We start from the raw sequence: 20,884 nt of genomic DNA on the forward strand, positions 1-20,884 counted from the left end.
CCCACCCCCCCGCCCCCCCCCGCGGCGCACACAACTGCTGGCCGAGGAGGTACTGAAACACCAGCACGCCGATGCCCACCGCTGACAAGTACGAAATAACCACAGAAGCGACCAGATACAGCGGCGCGACCAGCGCGCGCAGCAGCGCGATCAACGTGAGCAGCACCACGAGGAGGGTAACCGCGATGATGAAGCGGATGTCATGTTGGTAGTAGTCGCGGGTGTCTTTCAATCCCACGGGGTATCCGGCCATCGATATGTTGGCGTCCGCCAACGCGGTATTCGGTTGCGCTCCCCGAGCCGCCGCGGTGATCGCGTTGACTTGATCCATGGCTTCGGTGCTGAAGGGGTTGAGTTCGGTCTGAACCAAATACCGCACCGAGTGCCCGTCCGGTGAAATGAAGACCTTGGCCGCCTTCTGGAACTCCGGTAAATGCAGCAGCTGGGGCGGGATGTTGAAGCCGGCCATCGCCGGTTGCGCCGCGTCCCGCTTGAGCGATAACAGAAACGCCGCTGACTCACTGAGCCCCGCACCGAGCTGTTTGACTTGCTCGACGAGTGCAGCCACGGCGTCGGCCACCTGCCGGCTCCCGCCGGCGAGTCGGTCGGCGCCGTCTTGCATGCTACCCAAATTCGCCTGCAGGCCACCGGGTTTGTCCATCCCCATGGAGTGCATCACCTTGGTGAGCCTTCCCAATGCAGCCCGTACGCGATCCGTCGACGCTTTCAGTGCCCGCTTGTCCTGGTAATCCTGCAGTTGGTGGGCCAAATCGTTGATCGCGTCGAGGTCTGCTTGATCGCGCGAGCCAACCAACTGCTCGAAGGTCCCCCGGGTGGCGCTGCACGACTGATCGGCATCACAGATCGGGTTACCCTGCAGCGCCATCAAGACCGGGCCTATCCAGGCGAACACGTTCTTGGCCGCCGAGAAATTCCAGCCCATCGCGTTGCTGAGCGAGTTGACATGATCGACGAGCTGGGCCGCGATGTCGACCTGCCTGACCAGAGCGTCACCGCTGTACTGGCTTTTCGCCGACGAGAAGGCGTTTTGCACTTCCTCCAAGCTGGCAGCGAGCTGGCTGACCTGGCCGCGCACATCGCCGAGGCTGTTCGCCAGCGTGCCGGCCCCGGCGACCAGCCGGTTGAGGTCGCCCGCGTGGTCGTTGATCTGGGTAGACCCGTCGGCCAGTAGGGTGCCGATCGCGCCGGCCTGATAGGTGGCCCTGAACTGTTCTGGCACATTGCCGGTGGGACGCGTAATGCCGCTGACCGCGACGACATTCGGCAGTCGGCTGACTCGATCCGCCATCTGTTCCAAATCCGCAAGGGCCTTCGGCGTGCGGAGGTCATGCGGTGATTGGACGAGGATGTATTCCGGGATCGACTGATTCACCGGGAAGTGACGATCCAGCGCGGCATACCCGATGGAGCTCGGAGCGGATGAGCGCAAAGCCTTGCGATCGTCGTAGTTGTAGCGCACCAAGCCGGCGCAGCTGGCCAGGATGATCAACACGAGCACGCTGGCAAGCAGATTGACCTTGGGCCGCCGGACGATGCGTATGCCCGAACGCCTCCAGAACCTGGCGGTGAGTTCGCGTCGTGGGTTGACCCAGCCACGTGGTCCCGCGAGCACCAGAATCGCCGGCAGCAACGTCACCGCGGCCAGGAACGCTACGCCGATCCCGATCGCCGACGACGCCCCGACTGTTTTGAACACACCCATTCGAGCGAAGCTGATCAGGAGAAACGTGATTCCGACGGTGGCGGCGGATGCGCCGATCACTTTTCCGATCGAGATCATTGCGCCCTTGACCGCCTGGTCGGAATTCGCGCCAGACCGCAAATAGTCGTGATAGCGGCTGATGAGAAAGACCGCGTAGTCCGTACCGGCGCCGGCCATGATGGCGCTCAGAAACACGATGGACTGATTCGAGACGCCCGAGCCGGTCAACTGGGAGTATCCCGCAACCACCGCTTGCGCGATCACCAGGGACGTCCCAATGGTCAGCAGCGGTAGCAGCATGGTGACCGCGCTGCGGTAGATCACCAACAGGACGATCAGCACAAGAACGGCGATGGCCAGCTCAATCGGAAGGCGATCCTGATCGCCCTCGACCGTGAGGTCCGCGACGGTCGCGGCGGGGCCGGTAAGGTTCGCCGTCAGGGAAGTTCCTGCGACCGCGCGCCTGACGATGTCGCCGATCCGGTTGAACGCGGCGTACGACTGTGGGGTGCCCAACTCGCCGGCAACGCCGACCGGCAACACCCAAGATTTGTGATCCTTGCTGGTCACGACCGAGCGCAGCGGCGGGCTGCTGACGAAATCCTGCACCATCGAAACATCCCGCGTGTCCTGGTGCAGCGCGTCCACCAGCTTGCGATAAGTGGCTTCGTCGCTGGACCCAAGCCCCTTGTCGTTGGTCAGGACCACCAACAGCAGGTCTTCTGAGCCCGACTCGTGAAACGCCTGGGTCATCTTTCGGGCGGTTACGTTCGACGGTGCGTCGGCGGGCAAAATGGCGAGCGGATGCTTCTGGGCCATCTCACCCAGGGATGGCAATGTCAGTGGTAGCGCCACCGCAACCGCGACCCAGAGCCCGACAATCACCCAGGGCCATCGCACCACGAAATCAGCCAACCGTCGCATATCGCCCTCGCTCCCGGTCGGCGCAGTCATGTGCGCCCGCCGGCGACGCTCGCCGGCGCTGTGTCAAGCCGCGCGAATTCGTCGTGTGTCCGAGCGGAATTCGCGCTTCCAGATAGGCCCTAGCCATCGAGTGGCTCCACGCTACGCGACGCGTCCCCAGTGTCCGCTACCGGCAACCCGCCCGCACACGGACCTCATCGCAGACATGTAACGGGAAACTGATTTCTCGGCGACGGGGTTGTCGGGATGCATGATCGCCATGGCCGTGCCCTCCCCGTACCGGAATATATAAATGGTCAATTGGTACGAATAGCGGCCGTCGGGATAGATTCCGATATTGTCTGCCAGACCCAGGTCGGCCGCGGCGAGAACGGCGTTGAGTGGAGCGGCGCCGCCGTGGAAGAAGTTGGAGACCGGAAAGTTTGGCTGTGGCCAGCTCAACCACGGCGCCAATTCCAACACGCGGTAGTAGGGCACCTTCGCCATGTCCAGACCTGAATCAAAAGACGTCTGCGCGGCCCACGCGGCGTCAGCGAAGGAGGCTGCGGCTATCGGCACGGTGATCGGGATCAGGCCGGTAAACCAGCCCTGGGTCATGAAATTGTCGGCGCCTGTCCGGGAGTCCCTGGGCGTGAGCCCGTAATACGTGAGCGCACCTGTGAACTCATGCTCGAGCAGGGCGAAGCACGCGAACAAGCCGCCGACGAAACGCGCCCCGGCCGCTTTGCAGGCCGATTCGAATCGTTCTGACTGTGCCGCGTCCATCAGCAGTTCGGACGTCATGGCACTGCTGCTGGGCTCCAACGGATTACCCAGCGGGAGCGGAAATTCCGGGAAACCGCCATTGTTGTTCTCGGCGAAGTCAATCCACGCGCGCACCTCGGGCGAATCCGGGGTTAAGGTCGACGTGTACTCGCGCTCGCGAATGCAGAAATCGTCGAAGCTACCCGCGTCGGGAAGAGCGAGGGCCTCACCGCCTCCGCTCAACGCGGTATACATTCCATTGGCCTCCATCATCGTGGTGCCGATCAACGTCGCGTCCCCGTGGACGTGATCCATGGCGGCAAAAAAGGTGAAGTGGTCGTCGCTCTGGATAATCCCGAAGGTGAAGCAGCCCCACTCCAGTGGATTCGGGATGGCCACGACGTGGGCATGGACTTCTTCCACCGTCATCTGGCCGAAATCGACCGGCTCGAATTCAATATCCGCGGGATCGCTGGTGGTATGCCTGACGAACTCTCCGGTACTGGTGCGCTCGAACCAACTGCGGAAGGTGTCATGCCGACGCAAATAGTTGTTGACGGCGTGGTCCATGGCGGCGATGTCGCACTTCCCGGGCACTTCACACGTAGCGATGATCTGGCGGGAAAAACTCAACCCCGCGGCCGTCCGCTCACAATAGTTGCGAAGATGTTGGCCCTGCATGTAGCTGACCGGGACGGAACTGACCGGCGCTTGTCGGACCTTCTCGTTGGCCGCAGCTGTTGGGTGCCAAGAGGTGACCGATCCCGCGGTCAACGTCCAATCATCGAGTGAGCCGATCGTAATCTTCCCGATGCGCAAACCGACGTCCTCCTCGTTTGAACGGCTCAGTCCGACCATGCTGGCGCCACCAAGATAACCCTCCCCCCGATGGCCGCGCAGTGATGCGTCGGCGACCGCCTAGACTCTCTGACGGATCCGGTGGGCCGTTGTTCGATCGAGCGGCTGGGAGGGACCAGGGCGGCAGCTGCATGGGCCGCCACGGCGCGGTGCGGCCGCTGCAACCGCAGTGCTGTATTCGGAGATGATGCTTCGAGCGCGCGCGACCGGCCTCCCCGGGGGACGTATCTTGACCGGCCAAAGGAGGACAAGCGCATGACATCTGTCGAAGGCCTGAAGGGGCCGTCATCAGGTTTCGCGGTCGTCGGCTACGCGGCGCGCTTTCCGGGTGCTGCGGATGCGGACGAGTTCTGGGATGTATTGCGCCAGGGCCGGGATGCGATATCCGAGGTGCCGCAGGACCGGTGGGACGTCGACGAATTCTTCGACCCAGAATCCGGCATGCCCGGCAAGGTCGTGACCCGTCGCGGAGGTTTCGTCGATGACGTGACCGGGTTCGACGCGCCGTTCTTCGGTATGTCGGCGCGCGAGGTCAGGCTGATGGACCCGCAGCACCGGATCCTGTTGGAGACGGCATGGCGCGCGGTGGAGCACTCGGGTATCGCGCCCACGGCTCTGGCCGACACCAATACGGGTGTCTTCGTCGGCTTGTCCACGCACGACTACCTCGGAATGGCATCCGACGAGCTGACTTACCCCGAGATCGAGGCCTACTTGGCCATCGGGACGTCTAACGCCGCAGCCGCGGGGCGGATCAGCTACCGCTTGGGGCTGAAGGGCCCCGCAATAGCCGTCGACACGGCATGCAGCTCGTCGCTGGTGGCAATCCATCAGGCGTGCCAAGCGCTGCGCTTAGGCGAATGCGACCTCGCGCTGGCCGGCGGGGCGAACGTCCTACTCACTCCGGCGACCATGATCGCATTCTCCAGTGCACAGATGCTCGCGCCGGACGGCCGGTGCAAGACGTTCGACGCGGCCGCGGACGGCTATGTGCGCGGCGAGGGATGCGGCGTCATCGTGATCAAACGCCTCGAGGACGCGATTCGCGACGGGGACCGGATTCGGGCCGTGATCCGCGGCAGCGCGATCAACCAGGACGGCGCATCGGGTGGGTTGACGGTGCCCAACGGCGTCGCCCAGCAACGGGTCATCGCTGAGGCGCTGAAGCGCGCCGACCTCGAACCTGGCGAGGTCGGCTACCTGGAAGCGCACGGCACCGGTACATCGTTGGGTGACCCCATCGAGGCGCAGGCCGCGGGTGCGGTGCTCGGCGCCGGACGCGACCCCGGCGAGCCGCTGCTGATGGGTTCGGTGAAGACCAACATCGGACACCTGGAAGCGGCCGCGGGCATCGCCGGCGTGATCAAAGTCATCCTGTCGCTCGAGAACGAGTTACTTCCGCAGCACCTTCACTTTGAGAACCCCTCGCCCCACATTCCCTGGGATCGGCTTGCCGTGGAGGTCGTCACGGAGGCCACCGCCTGGGAACGCAACGGGCGGCGGCGCATTGCGGGAATCAGCTCGTTTGGGTTCGCCGGGACGAACGCGCACGTCATTCTCGAGGAAGCGCCCGAGCAAGCAGCCCCCTCGGCTCCGGTCCCGGCCGAGGTAGACCCACGGATGTTCAGCATCCTTCCGCTGTCGGCACGAACGCCCGCCGCGCTGGTGCGGCTCGCCGACGAATACCGCGGTTGGTTGAGCGCGCACCCGGAGGCGACCCTCGCGGACGTGTGCTTCACCGCGGGGGCGGGGAGAGCACACCTTGAGCAGCGCGCCGCGCTGGTGGTCAATTCCAGGGAATCCGCCATCGAGCTACTTGGCGCGCTCGCGGACGACCGCCCTGCGCCGGGCTTGTTTCGCGGAGCATCCCGTGATGCGCCGAAGACGGCGTGGCTGTTCACCGGTCAAGGCAGCCAGTATCCCGGGATGGCCCGGGAGTTGTTCGACACCGAGCCGGTGTTCGCGCAGACGCTGAAACGTTGTGCTGCGGCGGTCGCTGATGCTCTCGAAAAGCCTTTGTTGGAAGTCATTTTCGACGTGGACGGCCCAGACGGCGAAGCGACGTTACAACAGACCTCTTACGCACAACCCGCGTTGTTCGCAATCGAGATGGGCCTAGCCCGACTCTGGCAGTCGTGGGGTTTCGAGCCGGATGTGGTGCTGGGCCACAGCGTCGGCCAATATTCGGCGGCCTGCGTCGCGGGCGTATTCAGCCTCGAGGACGGCGCGCTGCTGATCGCCGAACGCGGACGTCTGTTCGGCAGCCTGCCTGCGGGCGGCCGGATGGTCGCGATCTTCACCGCCGGCGAGCGGGTCGAGCAGCTGACCGACGAGTTTCCGAGCCTGTCCGTCGCGGCCTACAACGGCGCCAACACGGTTTTGTCCGGACCCGCTGTGGATCTGGAGCAGGCGGTGGCTCGATTGGCGGCGGACGGTGTGCGCTGTGACTGGCTGGACACCAGCCACGCGTTCCACTCGGCGCTGCTGGACCCGATCCTCGACGAATTCGAATCGTATGCGGCTCGGTTCAACTTCGCGGCGCCACAACGGATCTTGATCGACAATCGCTCCGGTGCCGCGCTCGGCCGGAGCGTGAAGATTGACGGCGCCTACTGGCGCCGTCATGCGCGGCAACCGGTGGAGTTCGCAAAGAGCGTGCGCACCCTTGCCGAGCTGGACTGCAAGGTATTGCTCGAGATCGGGCCGCGACCGGTGCTCACCGCCGCAGCCCTTGCCGCGTGGCCCGACCCGGCCACCGCGCCGCGAGCAATCGCGTCTCTGCGCCGAAACGCCGCCGACCACCGGCAGATCACGGAAGCGGTTGCCGACGCATATGTTTCGGGTCACCTGCCCGACTTCGGCGCCTTGCGACAACCACACGCGCGAAAGCTCGACCTGCCCACCTACCCGTTCGAGCGCCGTCAATACTGGTTCCGGGACAATCGGGGGAACAACGGTAACGACCACCCGGATCACGCCCGACCACAGCACCGTGCCGAGCGCACCCGGGCCGTCCACCTTCTCGAGGACGGCCGGATCGAGGAGCTCGCGACTCTGCTCGACGGTGCGAGCGGCGATCGTCAGACCCTGAATGTGCTGACCAAGCTTGCGGCGCAACACAACCAACAGCGCACGACCGGGTCCATCGCGGACGATCGATACGAGATCCGCTGGGCCAAGTCACCCGCTCCACTATCCCGCACAGACACGGCCGGGGGATCGAGCTGGATCGTCGTCGGGGACAATGGCGATGCGGTCCAGCCGTTGGTCGACGTGCTGGTTGCACACGGCCACCACCACCGGGTCGTCGGGCTGCCGATGTCCGACGCAGACGAGGATCAGCTCGCGGACGCGTTGCGCGCCGCCGCGGAACAGGATTCGACGCCGCGCATCGTGCATGTCGCGGCGCTGGAGGCGGGGACCACACCATCGATGCGGTCACTGCTGCGGGTGCAGCATCGGATCCTTGGGGGAACCCGGCGGCTGTTTCGCGCCACGGCCGCCGCGGAACTACGCAGTCCTATCTGGATCGTGACCCGCGGTGCACAGCGTGTCGCCGACTCCGACACCGTGGCGCCGCATCAGAGCTGCCTGTGGGGATTCGGTCGTGCCGCGGCGCTGGAGTTTCCGCACGTATGGGGCGGTCTTGCTGATCTGGCCGAAGGCACCGCCGAGGATTGGGCCCAGCTCGTCGACCGCATCATGACGCCGCCCGGCTCGACCAGGGAAGATCAGCTCGCGCTGCGTGGTCAGGCGGTCTACGTTCCCCGGTTGGTTCGGCGTAAGGAGCCACCGAGCGCTACGCCGCTTCAACTACGCGACGACGCAACCTATTTGGTGACGGGCGGGCTGGGTGCGATCGGGCTGGAGATCGCCGGATACCTGGCGGCACACGGCGCACGGAACCTGGTGTTGACGAGCAGAAGGGCGCCAAGTGATGCCGCGCAACAACGCATCGAGGCACTCGGTGAACGACACGGCTGCCGAATCCGCGCCGTCCCTGCCGATGTCGGCAATGTGCACGATGTCGCACGCCTGCTGGCAGGTGTGCAGGCTGAGCTGCCGCCCTTGGCCGGCATCGTCCACGCTGCGGGCGAGATCGGTACCACCCCGCTCACCGCTCTGGAAGACGCCGAGGTAGATCGTGTCTTCGCCGGCAAAGTATGGGGTGCTTGGCATTTGAGCGAGGCGGCGGCCGACCTGACGCTCGACTTCTTCATCAGCACGTCCTCGATCGCCTCGGTGTGGGGCGGATTCGGCCAGACCGCCTACGGCGCGGCCAATGCCTTCCTCGACGGGCTGGCCTGGCACCTACGCGAGCAGGGCATCCCCGGGTTCAGCGTCAATTTCGGTCCCTGGTCGGCGGGTATGGCCGACGCGGAATCTCGTGCGCGGCTGGATCAGCGCGGGGTCCGGACGTTGTCGCCCGCCGAAGCGCTCGCGGGTCTGGCCGACGTCCTGGGCGGGGCTGCGTCGCACGGACCCATACAGGAAGTCGTGGCACGCATCGATTGGGCCCGATTCTTGCCGCTCTACCAGCAGGCGGGCAGGCGGGCATTGTTGGCGGAATTGGACCGCGAGGTGCCCGACCCGGTGCCCGCGGTGACGGCGGCCGGGAAGACCCCGTTGGTCGAGCGGCTCACCGGGGCTCCGGTGCAGCAGCGCAAGAAACTTCTCACCGACTACCTGCGGGACGCGGTAGCCGAGGTGACGCGCGTCGATGCCGCGGAGATCCGCGAGGACGCCGGGTTCTTCGACCTCGGCATGGATTCGCTGATGGCCGTCGAATTGCGGCGCCGCATCGAACAAGGGGTGGGCAAGGAAATTCCGGCCACCCTGGCGATGGACCACCCTCGGCTGTCCGACGTGGCCGACTACCTGCTCGTCGACGTGCTCGAGCTCAGTGATCAGGCCAAGCCGACCCCACGGCCCGCGCCATCGGTGACGACGCCCGCCGCCGAACCGATCGCGGTCGTTGCGGTGTCATGCCGTTTCCCCGGCGCGCCCGACCCGGACGCCTTCTGGAGGTTGCTCTCCGAGGGCGTCGATGCGATCCGGGAGGTGCCGGAGGACCGCTTCGACATCGACGAGTTCTACGACCCGGATCCGGACATGCCCGGTAAGACCTACACGCGGTTCGGCGGATTCCTCGACGAAATCGACGGATTCGATCCCGAATTCTTCGGCATCTCACCGCGTGAGGCCGTCTGGATCGAGCCGCAGCAGCGGCTGATGCTCGAAACGGTCTGGGAGGGCCTCGAAAGGGCTGGGTATGCGCCGGCCACATTGCGGGGCAGCCGAACCGGCGTCTTCGCCGGGGTGGCCGCAAACGAGTACGCGCATCTGCTGTCGTCGGAGTCGATCGACAAGATCGAACCGTACTTCATCACCGGCAATGCGCTCAATGCCATCTCCGGTCGGGTCGCCTTCGCGCTGGGACTAGAGGGACCGGCCATGGCCGTCGACACCGCATGCAGCTCGGCGTTGGTGGCGGTCCACCAGGCCGTCCAGGCGTTGCATTCCGGTGACTGCGACATGGCGTTGGCCGGCGGCGTGAACGTCTTGCTTTCCCCGGTGACGGTCATCGCCGCCTCGCGCGCACGGATGCTTTCCCCCGTCGGGCGTTGCAAGACCTTCGACGCCTCCGCCGACGGTTACGTGCGCAGCGAAGGCTGCGGAATCCTCGTACTCAAGAGGCTGAGCGACGCCGAGCGTGATGGCGACCGGATCTGCGCGGTCATTTCCAGTAGCGCGGTCAACCAGGACGGGGCTTCGAGTGGTTTGACGGTGCCCAACGGTGGTGCGCAGCAACGGCTCATCGGGACGGCGCTGGCTCGCGCCGGTTGGGCCGGCGGCGACGTCGACTACCTCGAGGCGCACGGGACGGGCACCCCGCTGGGTGATCCGATCGAGGTGCAGGCGGCCGCGGCCGCCTACGGTGTCGGGCGTGATGCCGACCGGCCATTGCTGATGGGGTCGGTGAAGACGAACATTGGGCACACCGAATCAGCCTCGGGCGCAGCAGGTTTGATCAAGGTCGTGTTGTCGCTGCAGCACGGAGTGCTGCCGCAGAGCCTGCACTTCGAGCAGCCGTCTCCGCATATACCGTGGGATTCGCTACCAGTGCGGGTCGTGGATAAGGCCCTGCCGTGGCAGGCGAACGGCAGGCCCCGGCGCGCCGGCGTGAGTTCCTTCGGATTCACCGGCACCAACGCGCACGTGCTGGTCGAGGAGGCTCCTGCGCGAGCTGGGCGCGCCGACGAGGACCCGGCCGACGTCGCGACGAAGTCGCCATCGTCAGCTCCGGCTGAACGAGTGCGGGTGCTGGCACTGTCCGGACGGTCACCGGAGGCACTGGTGGCCTTGGCGTTGCGTTACGAGGCCTGGCTTGGCGCCCACCCGGATGTGGACCTCGCCGAGGTATGCCTCACCGCCGGAACGGGCCGTTCACACTTCGAACATCGCGCCGCGCTGGTCGTGGATTCGGTTGAAGGCGCGCGTGAGGCTTTGGCTGAATTGGCCGAGAACCGGCTGCGGCCCGGTGTTGTTCGTGGCGAGCACACACACCACCCGACGACGGCATGGTTGTTCACCGGACAGGGCAGCCAGTATCCGGGGATGGCGCGCGAGTTGTTCGACACCGAGCCGGTTTTCGCCGAAACCGTGACACGTTGTGCCGATGCGGTCAGCGATATTTTGCCGCATCCGTTGCTTGAGGTGCTCTTCGCCACCGATCGTGAAACCGGCGGTGAAGCGGGAGCGAGGCTGCGGCACACGTCGTTTGCGCAGCCGGCGCTTTTCGCGGTCGAGATGGGTTTGGCCCGGCTGTGGCAGTCCTGGGGGATCGAACCCGATGTGGTGCTGGGGCACAGCGTGGGTCAATACGCGGCGGCATGTGTGGCAGGCGTGTTCAGTCTCGAGGACGGCGCCCGGCTGATCGCCGAGCGCGGCCGGATGTTCGGCAGCCTGCCTGAAGGCGGGCGGATGGTGGCGGTGTTCGCCGATGCCAAGCGCGTCGAGGAGGTGGCCGGTGAATTCCCGCGCGTGTCGGTGGCGGCCTACAACGGACCCAACACCGTGCTTTCGGGTCCCGGGGAAGACCTGGAACCGATCGTCGCCAAGTTCGGTGAGGACGCAATCCGCTGCACCTGGCTGCAGACGAGCCACGCCTTTCACTCGGAACTACTGGATCCGGTGCTTGATGAATTCGAGTCGTACGCGGCGCAATTGCAGTTCGCCGCCCCGACGATGCCGCTGGTCTGCAACCGCACCGGCGCCGTGCTCACCGCCCAGACCCCGCTCGATGCTCAATACTGGCGGCGGCATTCCCGACAGCCGGTGCAGTTCGCCGAGAGCGTGCACACGGTGGCGGCGCTGGGCTGCTCCGTGTTGATGGAGATCGGCCCGCAACCCGTGCTGACCGGGGCTGCGGTGCAGGTCTGGCCGGAGCATTTGGCCGCGCCGCGCGCCATCGTCTCGCTACGCAAGGGCGTCGGCGACCGGCGCCAGATCGCCGAGGCCATGGCCGGAGCGTACGTCGCCGGCCACCTTCCCAATTTCGCTGCGGTGCATGGTCAGTCGCATCGCAGAGTGGAATTGCCCACCTATCCGTTCCAGCGCCGCCGGTTCTGGCCCAAGACATCCAGCGTTGCGGTAGACGGTCCGGCGGTATCCGGCATTCTCGGTAACGCGAAAGACCTCGCCTCTGGCGACACCGTCTACACCAGCAGGTTGTCCGTCAAGTCGCAGCCCTGGCTGTCCGACCACGTCATCTACGGCACCGTCGTCGTCCCCGGAGCAACGTACGCGGCGATGGCGTTGGCCGCGGTCGGTGCACCGGCGCGGGTGAAGGACGTCTTCTTCTACGAGCCGATCATCCTGCCCGAGAGGAGTTCTCGTGAGATGCAGTTGAGCTTGCATCCGCCGCAGGACGGCGGTGAAGCCAAGTTCCAAGTGCACAGCCGCCCGTATGGTGAACGCGGCGCCGAGTGGTCATTGAACGCTGAAGGCAGCGTGGTGAGCGGCGCCGCCGACGGAGCCGTGTCCGAGGAGGCGGCTCCGGTCGACGAAGCGATCGAACGACTGAACCGCATGCGTCCACAGGAGTTGTTCGAGACCTTCGCTGACTTGGAGTTGGCATGGGGGCCGACCTGGTCCGGTTCCCTGAAGTCACTGTGGCTCGGTCAGGGTGAGGCGATCGGCGACATCGTCGTCGGTGAGGAACTCGCCGAACACCTCGGGACCGAGCCGATGCACCCGGTGCTGATGGACCTGTGCACCGGGGTCGCCTTCCCGGCGTTCCCGGCACTTCTCGCGGCCGAACAAGGCGTCAACGATCTGTTCCTGCCGCTGCGGTACGGGCAGGTGACGCTGCGGGAGAAGATGCCTCGGCGGTTCTACTGCCGCGCGAGGTGGCACGAGAGCGCGCTCGACAGCGAAACCCAGGTCTTCGATCTCGATTACGTCGATCGAGATGGCCGTCATTTGGGCGGTATTCGCGAGTTCACGGTCAAGCGGGCACCTCGCGAGGCGCTGCTTCGTGGCCTCGGCGGCGATGCCACCCGGCTGCTCTACACCGTCGGTTGGCACGAGGTACCGGCGCCTGCGCCGGCCGAAACCACCGTGCACGGCACCTGGCTGATCGCCGGATTCGACGAACTGGCCGCCAACGTGCCGGGCTGCATCGCGTTCGACCCGACCACCGATCCGGATCCTTTGGGGCGGTTAATCACTGAGGCCCACGCGCGTGGAGTGCCCGTCTCCGGCGTCGTGTGGCGCAGCGCAGGCCCGAATGGAGAAGAATCGAGCGCCGACGTCGCTGCGCGCGTCGAGACCGAAATCGCCAATCTGCTCAGCGGCGTACACGCCGCGCAAGGCGGCGACGTGAAACTGCCGAACGGACTGTGGATCGTCACCGAGCGGGCGGTAGCCACCGAGTCCGGCGAACCGGTCGACCCGGTGCAGGCGGCGCTGTGGGGATTCGGCCGCACCACGATCAACGAGGAACCGGCGCTGCGCTGCAGGCTGGTCGATTGCGACGGATCGCGGGAGGCGGTTGCGGTGCTGGCCGGCCTGTTGGCCAACCCGCTCGACGAGCCGGAAGTGGCGCTGCGACAAGGACGGCTGCTGGCCTCCCGGCTGTTGCCATGGGCGCGCAGCGGTCACCTGACGGTGCCGCGTTCAACCGACTATGTCCTTGCGCCCACCGAACGCGGCGCGATCGACAACCTGCGGCTGACCGAGACGGAGGTGCCGCCGCCGGACGAGGGCTACGTGCAGGTGCGGGTGGAGGCGGCGGGTCTCAACTTCCGCGATGTGCTCAATGTCCTGGGCCTCTACCCGGGTGACCCCGGACCGATCGGCGGTGACTTCGCAGGCATCGTCACGCAGTTGGGTGGCGGCGTCACCGGGCTCGAGGTGGGCCAACGTGTTTACGGCTTCATGCAGGGCGCCTTCTCCAGCCGATTCAACGTGCCGGCCCAGTTGCTCGCGCCGATTCCGGACGGAGTTGGTGCGGTCGAGGCGGCCACGATTCCCGCCGCGGCGCTGACCGTCCGACTCGCGTTCGACTGGGCGCAGCTGAAGCCCGGTGACCGAGTGCTCATCCACGCCGCCAGCGGTGGCGTCGGGCTGGCTGCCATCCAGCTGGCCCAGCAACACGGTGCCGTCGTCTTCGCGACCGCCAGCACCTACAAGCGCGCGACGCTACGCAGAATGGGTGTGAAGTACGTCTACGACTCGCGGACAACGGATTTCGCTGACGAGATCCTCGCTGACACCGACGGCACAGGCGTCGACGTGGTGCTCAACAGCCTGACCAACGAGGGCTTCATCGAAGCGACCGTGCGGGCCACCGCCCACAACGGCCGGTTCGCCGAGATCGCCAAGCGCGACATCTGGGCACCTGAACAAATGGCGGAGGTCCGTCCCGACATCGTCTACGAGATCGTCGCGCTGGACACGGTGACCTACCAAGAGCCCGAGCGCATCCGCGGGTTGCTGACCGAGGTGTCGCGCGGGTTGGCCACCGGCGACTGGACGCCATTGCCCGCCGAGATCTACCCGATGACCGAGGCGAGGACCGCGTTCCGGCGCATGCAGCAAGCCCGGCACATCGGGAAGATAGTGCTGCAGATGCCGAATCCGCTTCAGCCGCGGGCCGATCGGAGCTATCTGATCACCGGCGGACTCGGTGCCATCGGTCTGCATACGGCCTCATACCTGGCCCAGCTCGGTGCTGGAGACCTCGTCCTGACCAGCCGGCGCGAGCTCGACGCGGATGCACACCGGCTGATTGAGGAGATCGCCGAGCGCTATAAGTGCCGAGTACACGTCTTTCCGGCCGATGTCGGCGACGAGTCCGCGGTCGCGACGCTGCTGGCCCGGATCCGTGCGGAGTTGCCGCCGCTCGCCGGGGTGGTGCATCTGGCCGGCGTGCTCGACGACGCGCTGATATCCCAACAGAACCTGGAGCGATTCCGAACGACATTGGCGCCCAAAGCGTTCGGCGCTGACCATTTGGATCGCTTGACGAAGGACGACGACCTGGACTTCTTCGTCGTGTCCTCTTCGGTGTCCAGCCTATTCGGTTCCCCCGGTCAGTCGAACTACGCCACGGCCAACGCGTTTCTCGACGGGCTGGTCGCGCGGCGAAGGGCGCAAGGCCTGCCGGCCACCGGTGTCAACTTCGGTCCCTGGGCCCAGGGTGGCATGGCCTCCTCGGAGGCCGCGACCGCCAATATCAGTGCCCAGGGCCTGATTGCGCTGGAACCGTCGGCTGCGCTCGGCGCCCTCGCCGAGGTCGTGGCAAACGGAACCGGCCAGGCCACCGTCGTCAAGGCCAATTGGCAGCGTGCCGCGAAGGTGCTGGGCAGTTCGCGTCCGCCGATCCTCGACCTCGTCTTGCCCAGTGCCATCGGAGAGGTGACCGGCGACAGTGAGTTGCTCAAGCAGCTGATGGAGATACCGGTGCCCCAGCGGGCGGGCTTCGTGACCGAGTTCCTTCAGCGAGAGGTGCAGAGCTTCCTGCGGTTGGCGCAACCGCCGGCCGCGAGCAGCCGGTTCCTGGACCTGGGCACGGATTCGCTGATGGCGATCGAACTGCGCAACAGGTTGCACAGTCAGTTCGGCGGCAAGTTCACCATCAACGCGACCGCGGTGTTCGACTATCCGACCATCGGCGGGCTCGCCGAATACCTGGTGGGTCAGCTGCCCGATGCGGAGTCAGAGTCGGACCCGGAACCGGTCGAGGGGCCGCAGCCGGATTGATGTGCGCCGGCGTCAGCCGCTGATATCGAAACCGGCGATGACCTTGGGCGGGCGCACCCGCACCACGAGTTCGCCGGGAACGGCGTTGCGGCGGCCGAATTCTTCGGCACGGTCGGCGCCCATGTACCGCGCGCCGGTCCGGGTCGCGATGTCCAACACGTCGGCTGCGTCCTCACCGACCTCGGCGACGCCCTGCACCTGAACGAACGAATACGGCGGATGGGGGTCGTCGACGCAGATCACCGTCCGTGGATCACGCGCCAGGGCACGGCCTTTCGACGTGTCACGGCCCGTGGTGAACGCCAGCTGCCCATCGTCGACGACGAACCACACCGGCGCCACCAGCGGCCGGCCGTCGGCGGCGACGTAGCCGAGCATCCACGGTGCGGGCAGCCTGAAAAGGCACTGACAGGAAGGAGACCACCCTGTCGGACAGCTCTGCCATCGGCTAGAGCCGGACTAAGTCGTAGTCGCCGATGTGGTCGATCAGATTGTGCAGGTGTTCGCCGGAGGTGCCCAGGGTGTGCTCGATCGCGGTGAGCCGGGCCGCGTAATGGGCCACCGGATATTCGGCGGTTACGCCGATTCCGCCGTGCAGCTGGATCGACTCCTGGGCGATGTGCCGGCCCGAGCGGCCGATCTGCAACTTGGCGCGCGAGGCGATCACCGGGTCCAGGTTGCCGTCGGCGATCGACATCGACGCGTAGAGGCTCATGCTGCGGGCCAGTTCGAGCGAGACGTACATGTCGGCGGCCCGCTGGGTGAGTGCCTGGAACTTGTTGAGCGTGACCCCGAACTGCTTGCGGGTCTTCAGGTAATCGGTGGTCAGTCGCAGCGCTTCCTCCATCGCCCCGACCGCTTCGGCGCACAGCCCCGCTTGGATGCGGATGATGGCGTCGCGGATGGCCCGCGCCGCGTCGGCCGCTTCGCCCAGGGGTTCGGCCGGGGTGGCGTCCAGATCGATCTGCGCGCCGCGTTGCCCGTCGAACGTCGGGTACGGGTGCCTGGTCACCGCCCCCGCATCGACGAGGAACAGGCCGGTGCCGCCGTCCGGCCGCGCGGCGCTGACCACCAAAGTGTCGGCGGAGTCACCGGCGAGCACCGGGTTCTTCCGGCCGCTCAGCGTCCACGAATCACCCTGCCGCACAGCCTGCGTGGCCACGTCGCCGGATGGTTTGCGCTGGCCCGGTTCCTGGTGGGCGAACGCCAGCAACCGCTGCCCGCCCGCGACCTCGTCGAGCAGTTGCTTCTGCTCCTGGGTGCCGAGCTCGGCGATCAGCGCGCCGGGTCCGAGCGCGGCATGCAGGACCGGTTCCGGGGCGAGCCGGCGTCCGATCTCGGTGAGCACCACCGCGATCTCGATCTGGCCCGACTCGTCGGGGTCGAATCCGAGGCCGAGGATGCCGGTGTCGGCCAGCTGACTCCACACCTCACGACTCCACCCGAGGTCGGAGTCGATGATCTTGTTGCGGCTTTCCGGGTCGTAGGAACGCGCCAGCAGTTCGCGGGTCGTGTCTCGGAGCAGGCCCTGCTCGTCGCTCAGCTGAAAGTCCATGGCTGCCTCACAATCCCAGAATGGTGGACGCGATGATGTTGCGTTGCACTTCGTTGCTGCCGCCGTAAATCGAGGTCTTGCGGTAGTTGAGGTAGTGCGGCGCGCTGCGCTGCGCCCAGGAGGGCGACGAGATGTCGTCGCCGTCGGCGGGCAGCGCGTCCGGTCCGGCCACCTCGACGAGCAGTTCGGTGGCCACCTGTTGCAGCTGGCTGCCGCGCAGCTTCAGCACCGATGACGCCGGGTTGGGCTGTCCGTTCGAGGAGTCGGTGACGACCCGTGACTGGGTGAGTTCCAGTGCCAGCAGCTCGTTTTCGGCCTCGGCCAGCCGCGCCGCGAACAGGCGATCTTCGAGCACCCCGGTGGCGGCGGCGTGCTTCTTCACCTCGGCGAGGCGCACTTTGGTCCGCCCCACACCCGCGATGCCGGTGCGCTCGTTGCCCAGCAGGAACTTTGCGTACGTCCAGCCTTTGTTTTCTTCTCCGACAAGCTGATTCGCGGGAACGCGAACGTCTTCGAAGAAGATCTCGTTGACCTCGTGGCCGCCGTCGATCGTCTTGATGGGCCGCAGCGTGACACCCGGCGTTTTCATGTCGAACAGCAGGAAGGAGATGCCGGCCTGACGCTTGGGCGCCTGCGGGTCGGTGCGCACCAAGCAGAAGATCCAGTCCGCGTACTGGCCCAGCGTGGTCCAGGTCTTCTGGCCGTTGACGACGTAGCTGTCGCCGTCCCGCACCGCGGTGGTGCGCAGCGATGCCAGGTCCGAACCCGCCTCCGGCTCGGAGAAGCCCTGGCACCACCAGATGTCGAGGCTGGCCGTCGGCGGCAGGAAGCGCTGTTTGACTTCCTCCGAACCGAATTCGGCGATCACCGGGCCCACCATCTTGGTGTTGAAGTTCAGCGGCTCCGGGACGCACGCCAGTTGCATCTCGTCGGCCCAGATCTGGTGCTGGGTGGGCGTCCAGTCCTTGCCGCCCCACTCGACCGGCCAGTTCGGGACCGCCAGGCCGTGCTCGTGCAGGATCTTGTGGCTGGTGACGATGTCGTCGTGGTTCACCTCCGCCGAGCCCTTGCGCACCCGCTCGCGCAGCTCTTCCGGAATCTTCGTGGTGTAGATGGTGCGGAGTTCGTCGCGGAACGCGGCTTCCTCCGGTGTGAGCGCCAGTTGCACGGCGGCCTCCTGTCGTCGGGGGAACGTGGCTACCAGCGTCGGATGGGTGCCCGGTGCCGGCTATGCGTTCCTGGTTCCATATTGACCCATCCCGCGGAGCGGTTGTGCACAGCCTCGGTTTAGTCCACAGTCGCCGGCCGCGGCGCCGTCCGGCGGGCCGGATCCGGCGCTCGGTGCACCTACGGTCGGCGCATGCGGACAGAACTACCCGCCGAGCGCCTCCAGCGGCGACTCGGTGCCGAACCGGACGCCGAGCCCGACGGCGCGGAGTTGACGTCACCGGGGAGGCGACGGACGAGGACCAGAATTCGCTGCTGCCGCGGTGGCTACCCGACGCATCCCCGGACCGGGGCTGGATGGCCAGGCTGCGCGCGGACCCGGGACGGGCCGGCGCCATCGGATTGGCCATCGTGGCGGCGCTCGCCGTCCTGGTGACGGTGTTCACGTTGCTGCGCGACCGGCCCGCGCCGGTGATGTCGGCCAAGCTGCCGCCGGTGGAGAAGGCGTCGACGGCCGGCCCCAAGCCGTCGGCGAGTCCCAGTTCCGGCCCCGACCGGCCCGTGGTGGTCAGCGTGGTGGGCCTGGTGCATAGCCCCGGGTTGGTCACCCTGGCGCCGGGCGCACGAGTCGCCGACGCGCTGCAGGCCGCGGGCGGCACCGTGAACGGGGCGGACACCGTCGGCCTGAACATGGCGCGCCCGCTCGGCGACGGCGAGCAGATAGTCGTCGGGCTGGCACCCGTCCCCGGGCAGCCGACGGCGTTGGGCAGCTCGGTGGCCGCCGGTTCGACGCCGACGTCGAAGCCGCCCCGGCCCGGGACGGGGCCGGTCAAGCCGAAGACGGGTCAGGCGCTCGACCTCAACACCGCGACCGCGGAGGACTTGGACGCGCTTCCCGGCGTCGGACCGGTCACCGCCGCGGCGATCGTCGCCTGGCGACAGGCCAACGGCAAATTCACCAGCGTCGACCAGCTCGCGGATGTGGACGGCATCGGCCCGTCGCGCCTGGAGAAGCTGCGCGCCCTGGTCCGTGTCTGACACCGGTGTATCGGTCCGGCGCGATCGAAGCGGCCGCGGTGCGCCTCGATGCGCGCCTGCTGCCGGCCGCGCTCACCTGCTGGGTGGTGACCGCCGCCGGCATCTGGTGGCCGATCGGCCGAGTGGTGGCGGCGTGCTGTGTGGTGTTGGCCGCTGCCTCTGGCGTGCTGGCCTGGCGAACGGCGGCTCGACCGGGGAAATCCGGCCGGCTGCGGGCCGTCGCCGTCGGCCTCGTCGCGGTCGGCGTCACCGGAGCGGGATTCGGTTTGGCGGTGGCTTTGCGCGCCGAAGCGGTAGAGCGCCACCCCATCACCGCGTGGTTCGGGGCTGCCGCCCCGGTGACGGTCACGCCTAGCGAGAGCCCGGTGTCGTTGGGCCGCGGGCGACTCATCTTTCGGGCCACGCTGCAGCGTCTGCGCGACGAGCAGATCTCGGGCCGGGTGGTCGTCTTCGCGCGCGCCGCGGATTTCGAATCGGACACCGACGGGCTGATGGTGGGCCGGCCGGTGCGGTTCACCGCGCGGATCGGACACCCCACCCGTCGCGACCTGACCGTCGCGGTGCTCAACGCGTCGGGCCGCCCGTTCATGGGCACCGCGGGCGCGGTGCCGCGGGCGGCCCACACCGTGCGCGGGCGATTCGCCGCCGCGGTGCGCGGCACGCTGCCCACCGAGCAGGCGGCGATGCTGCCGGCCCTGGTCCTGGGCGACACCTCGGCGGTCACCGCCGAGACGGACCGCGATTTTCGGGCGGCGGGCATGACGCACCTGATGGCGGTGTCGGGTGCCAATGTGACCATCGTCTGCGGAGCCGTGTTGTTCTCGGCGCGCGTGATCGGACCGAGAGCGGCCGTCGTCCTCGCCGGCCTGGCACTCGTCGCGTTCGTCTTCGTCGTGCAACCGACGGCGAGCGTCCTGCGGGCCGCCGTAATGGGCGCCGTCGCGCTGGCCGGCATCCTGACTTCGCGGCGCCGCCAAGCCATCCCGGCTCTGTGCGCCACGGTGCTGGGCTTGCTCGCATTGGCCCCACAACTGGCCGTCGACGTGGGTTTCGCGCTGTCGGTGGCCGCGACGGCAGCGTTGGTCGTCATCGCGCCGGCCTGGTCGCGGCGCCTGGTGGCCAGGGGTTGCCTCAAGCCGCTGGCCGACGCGCTGGCGATCGCCGCGGCCGCGCACGTGGTGACCGCCCCGCTGGTGGCCGGCATCTCCGGTCGGGTCAGCCTGGTCGCGGTCGCGGCCAACCTCGCGGCGGCACCGGTGATAGCGCCGATCACCGTGCTGGGCAGCGCGGCGGCCGTCTTGAGCGTGGCGTGGCCGGCCGGCGCCCAGTTGTTGATCCGCTTCACCGGCCCCGAACTGTGGTGGGTGGTGCGGGTGGCCCGATGGTCCGCCGGCGCGCCCGCGGCGACGGTGCCCGTGCCGTCCGGGGTGCCGGGGGTGCTGCTGGTCGCCGGGATGACCGTGCTGATCGTCGTGGTGGTCGCCCAGCCGCGGGGACGGCGCTGGCTGGGCGTCGCGGCCGTCGTCTGCGCGCTGGCTTGGTGGGTGTCCAACCTGCTGGATCCCGGGGCGGTGTCGTCGGTCGGTCGTGACACCATCGTGGGGTGA

General features: G+C 67.1%; 6 protein-coding genes and 2 pseudogenes. 3 read left to right on the plus strand and 5 right to left on the minus strand.

The window, feature by feature from the left end:
• On the minus strand, nt 1-2,647 hold a 2,647-nt coding region (locus BRW65_RS08630), incomplete at its 3' end, for an RND family transporter (protein ID WP_208611774.1).
• Between the two features lie 141 nt (nt 2,648-2,788).
• Nucleotides 2,789-4,210 (minus strand): condensation domain-containing protein, encoded by a 1,422-nt coding sequence (locus tag BRW65_RS08635; RefSeq protein WP_073873890.1) that lies wholly within the window; start codon nt 4,208-4,210, stop codon nt 2,789-2,791.
• Between the two features lie 294 nt (nt 4,211-4,504).
• On the opposite strand from BRW65_RS08635, the gene BRW65_RS08640 reads away from it, so the two are divergent.
• Nucleotides 4,505-15,517, plus strand: a complete 11,013-nt coding sequence (locus tag BRW65_RS08640) for a type I polyketide synthase (RefSeq protein ID WP_073873560.1) — start codon at nt 4,505-4,507, stop codon at nt 15,515-15,517.
• 12 nt (nt 15,518-15,529) lie between these two features.
• On the opposite strand, the pseudogene BRW65_RS08645 reads toward BRW65_RS08640, so the two are convergent.
• From BRW65_RS08645 to BRW65_RS08655, 3 genes and pseudogenes are all read right to left on the minus strand, one after another.
• A pseudogene (locus BRW65_RS08645) lies at nt 15,530-15,962 on the minus strand (PPOX class F420-dependent oxidoreductase).
• Nucleotides 15,963-15,965: 3 nt separating this feature from the next.
• A complete protein-coding gene (locus BRW65_RS08650; RefSeq protein WP_073873562.1) occupies nt 15,966-17,072 on the minus strand; it encodes an acyl-CoA dehydrogenase family protein in 1,107 nt (368 codons plus the stop codon).
• 7 nt (nt 17,073-17,079) lie between these two features.
• Nucleotides 17,080-18,240, minus strand: coding sequence for an acyl-CoA dehydrogenase family protein (locus BRW65_RS08655; RefSeq protein ID WP_073873564.1), 1,161 nt, complete (start codon nt 18,238-18,240; stop codon nt 17,080-17,082).
• Nucleotides 18,241-18,432: 192 nt separating this feature from the next.
• Here BRW65_RS08655 and BRW65_RS08660 point away from each other — a divergent pair.
• Nucleotides 18,433-19,277, plus strand: a pseudogene (locus BRW65_RS08660) (ComEA family DNA-binding protein).
• Between the two features lie 5 nt (nt 19,278-19,282).
• Complete coding sequence (locus BRW65_RS08665; protein ID WP_084187773.1) at nt 19,283-20,884, plus strand: ComEC/Rec2 family competence protein; 1,602 nt, start codon at nt 19,283-19,285, stop codon at nt 20,882-20,884.

The sequence above is a fragment of the Mycobacterium paraffinicum genome, assembly GCF_001907675.1.
Lineage (GTDB): Bacteria > Actinomycetota > Actinomycetes > Mycobacteriales > Mycobacteriaceae > Mycobacterium > Mycobacterium paraffinicum_A.

Coding starts and splice junctions, on each gene's coding strand:
- BRW65_RS08650 (WP_073873562.1), bottom strand. CDS start 17,072: ATGGACTTTCAGCTGAGCGACGAGCAGGGCCTGCTCCGAGACACGACC.
- BRW65_RS08640 (WP_073873560.1), top strand. CDS start 4,505: ATGACATCTGTCGAAGGCCTGAAGGGGCCGTCATCAGGTTTCGCGGTC.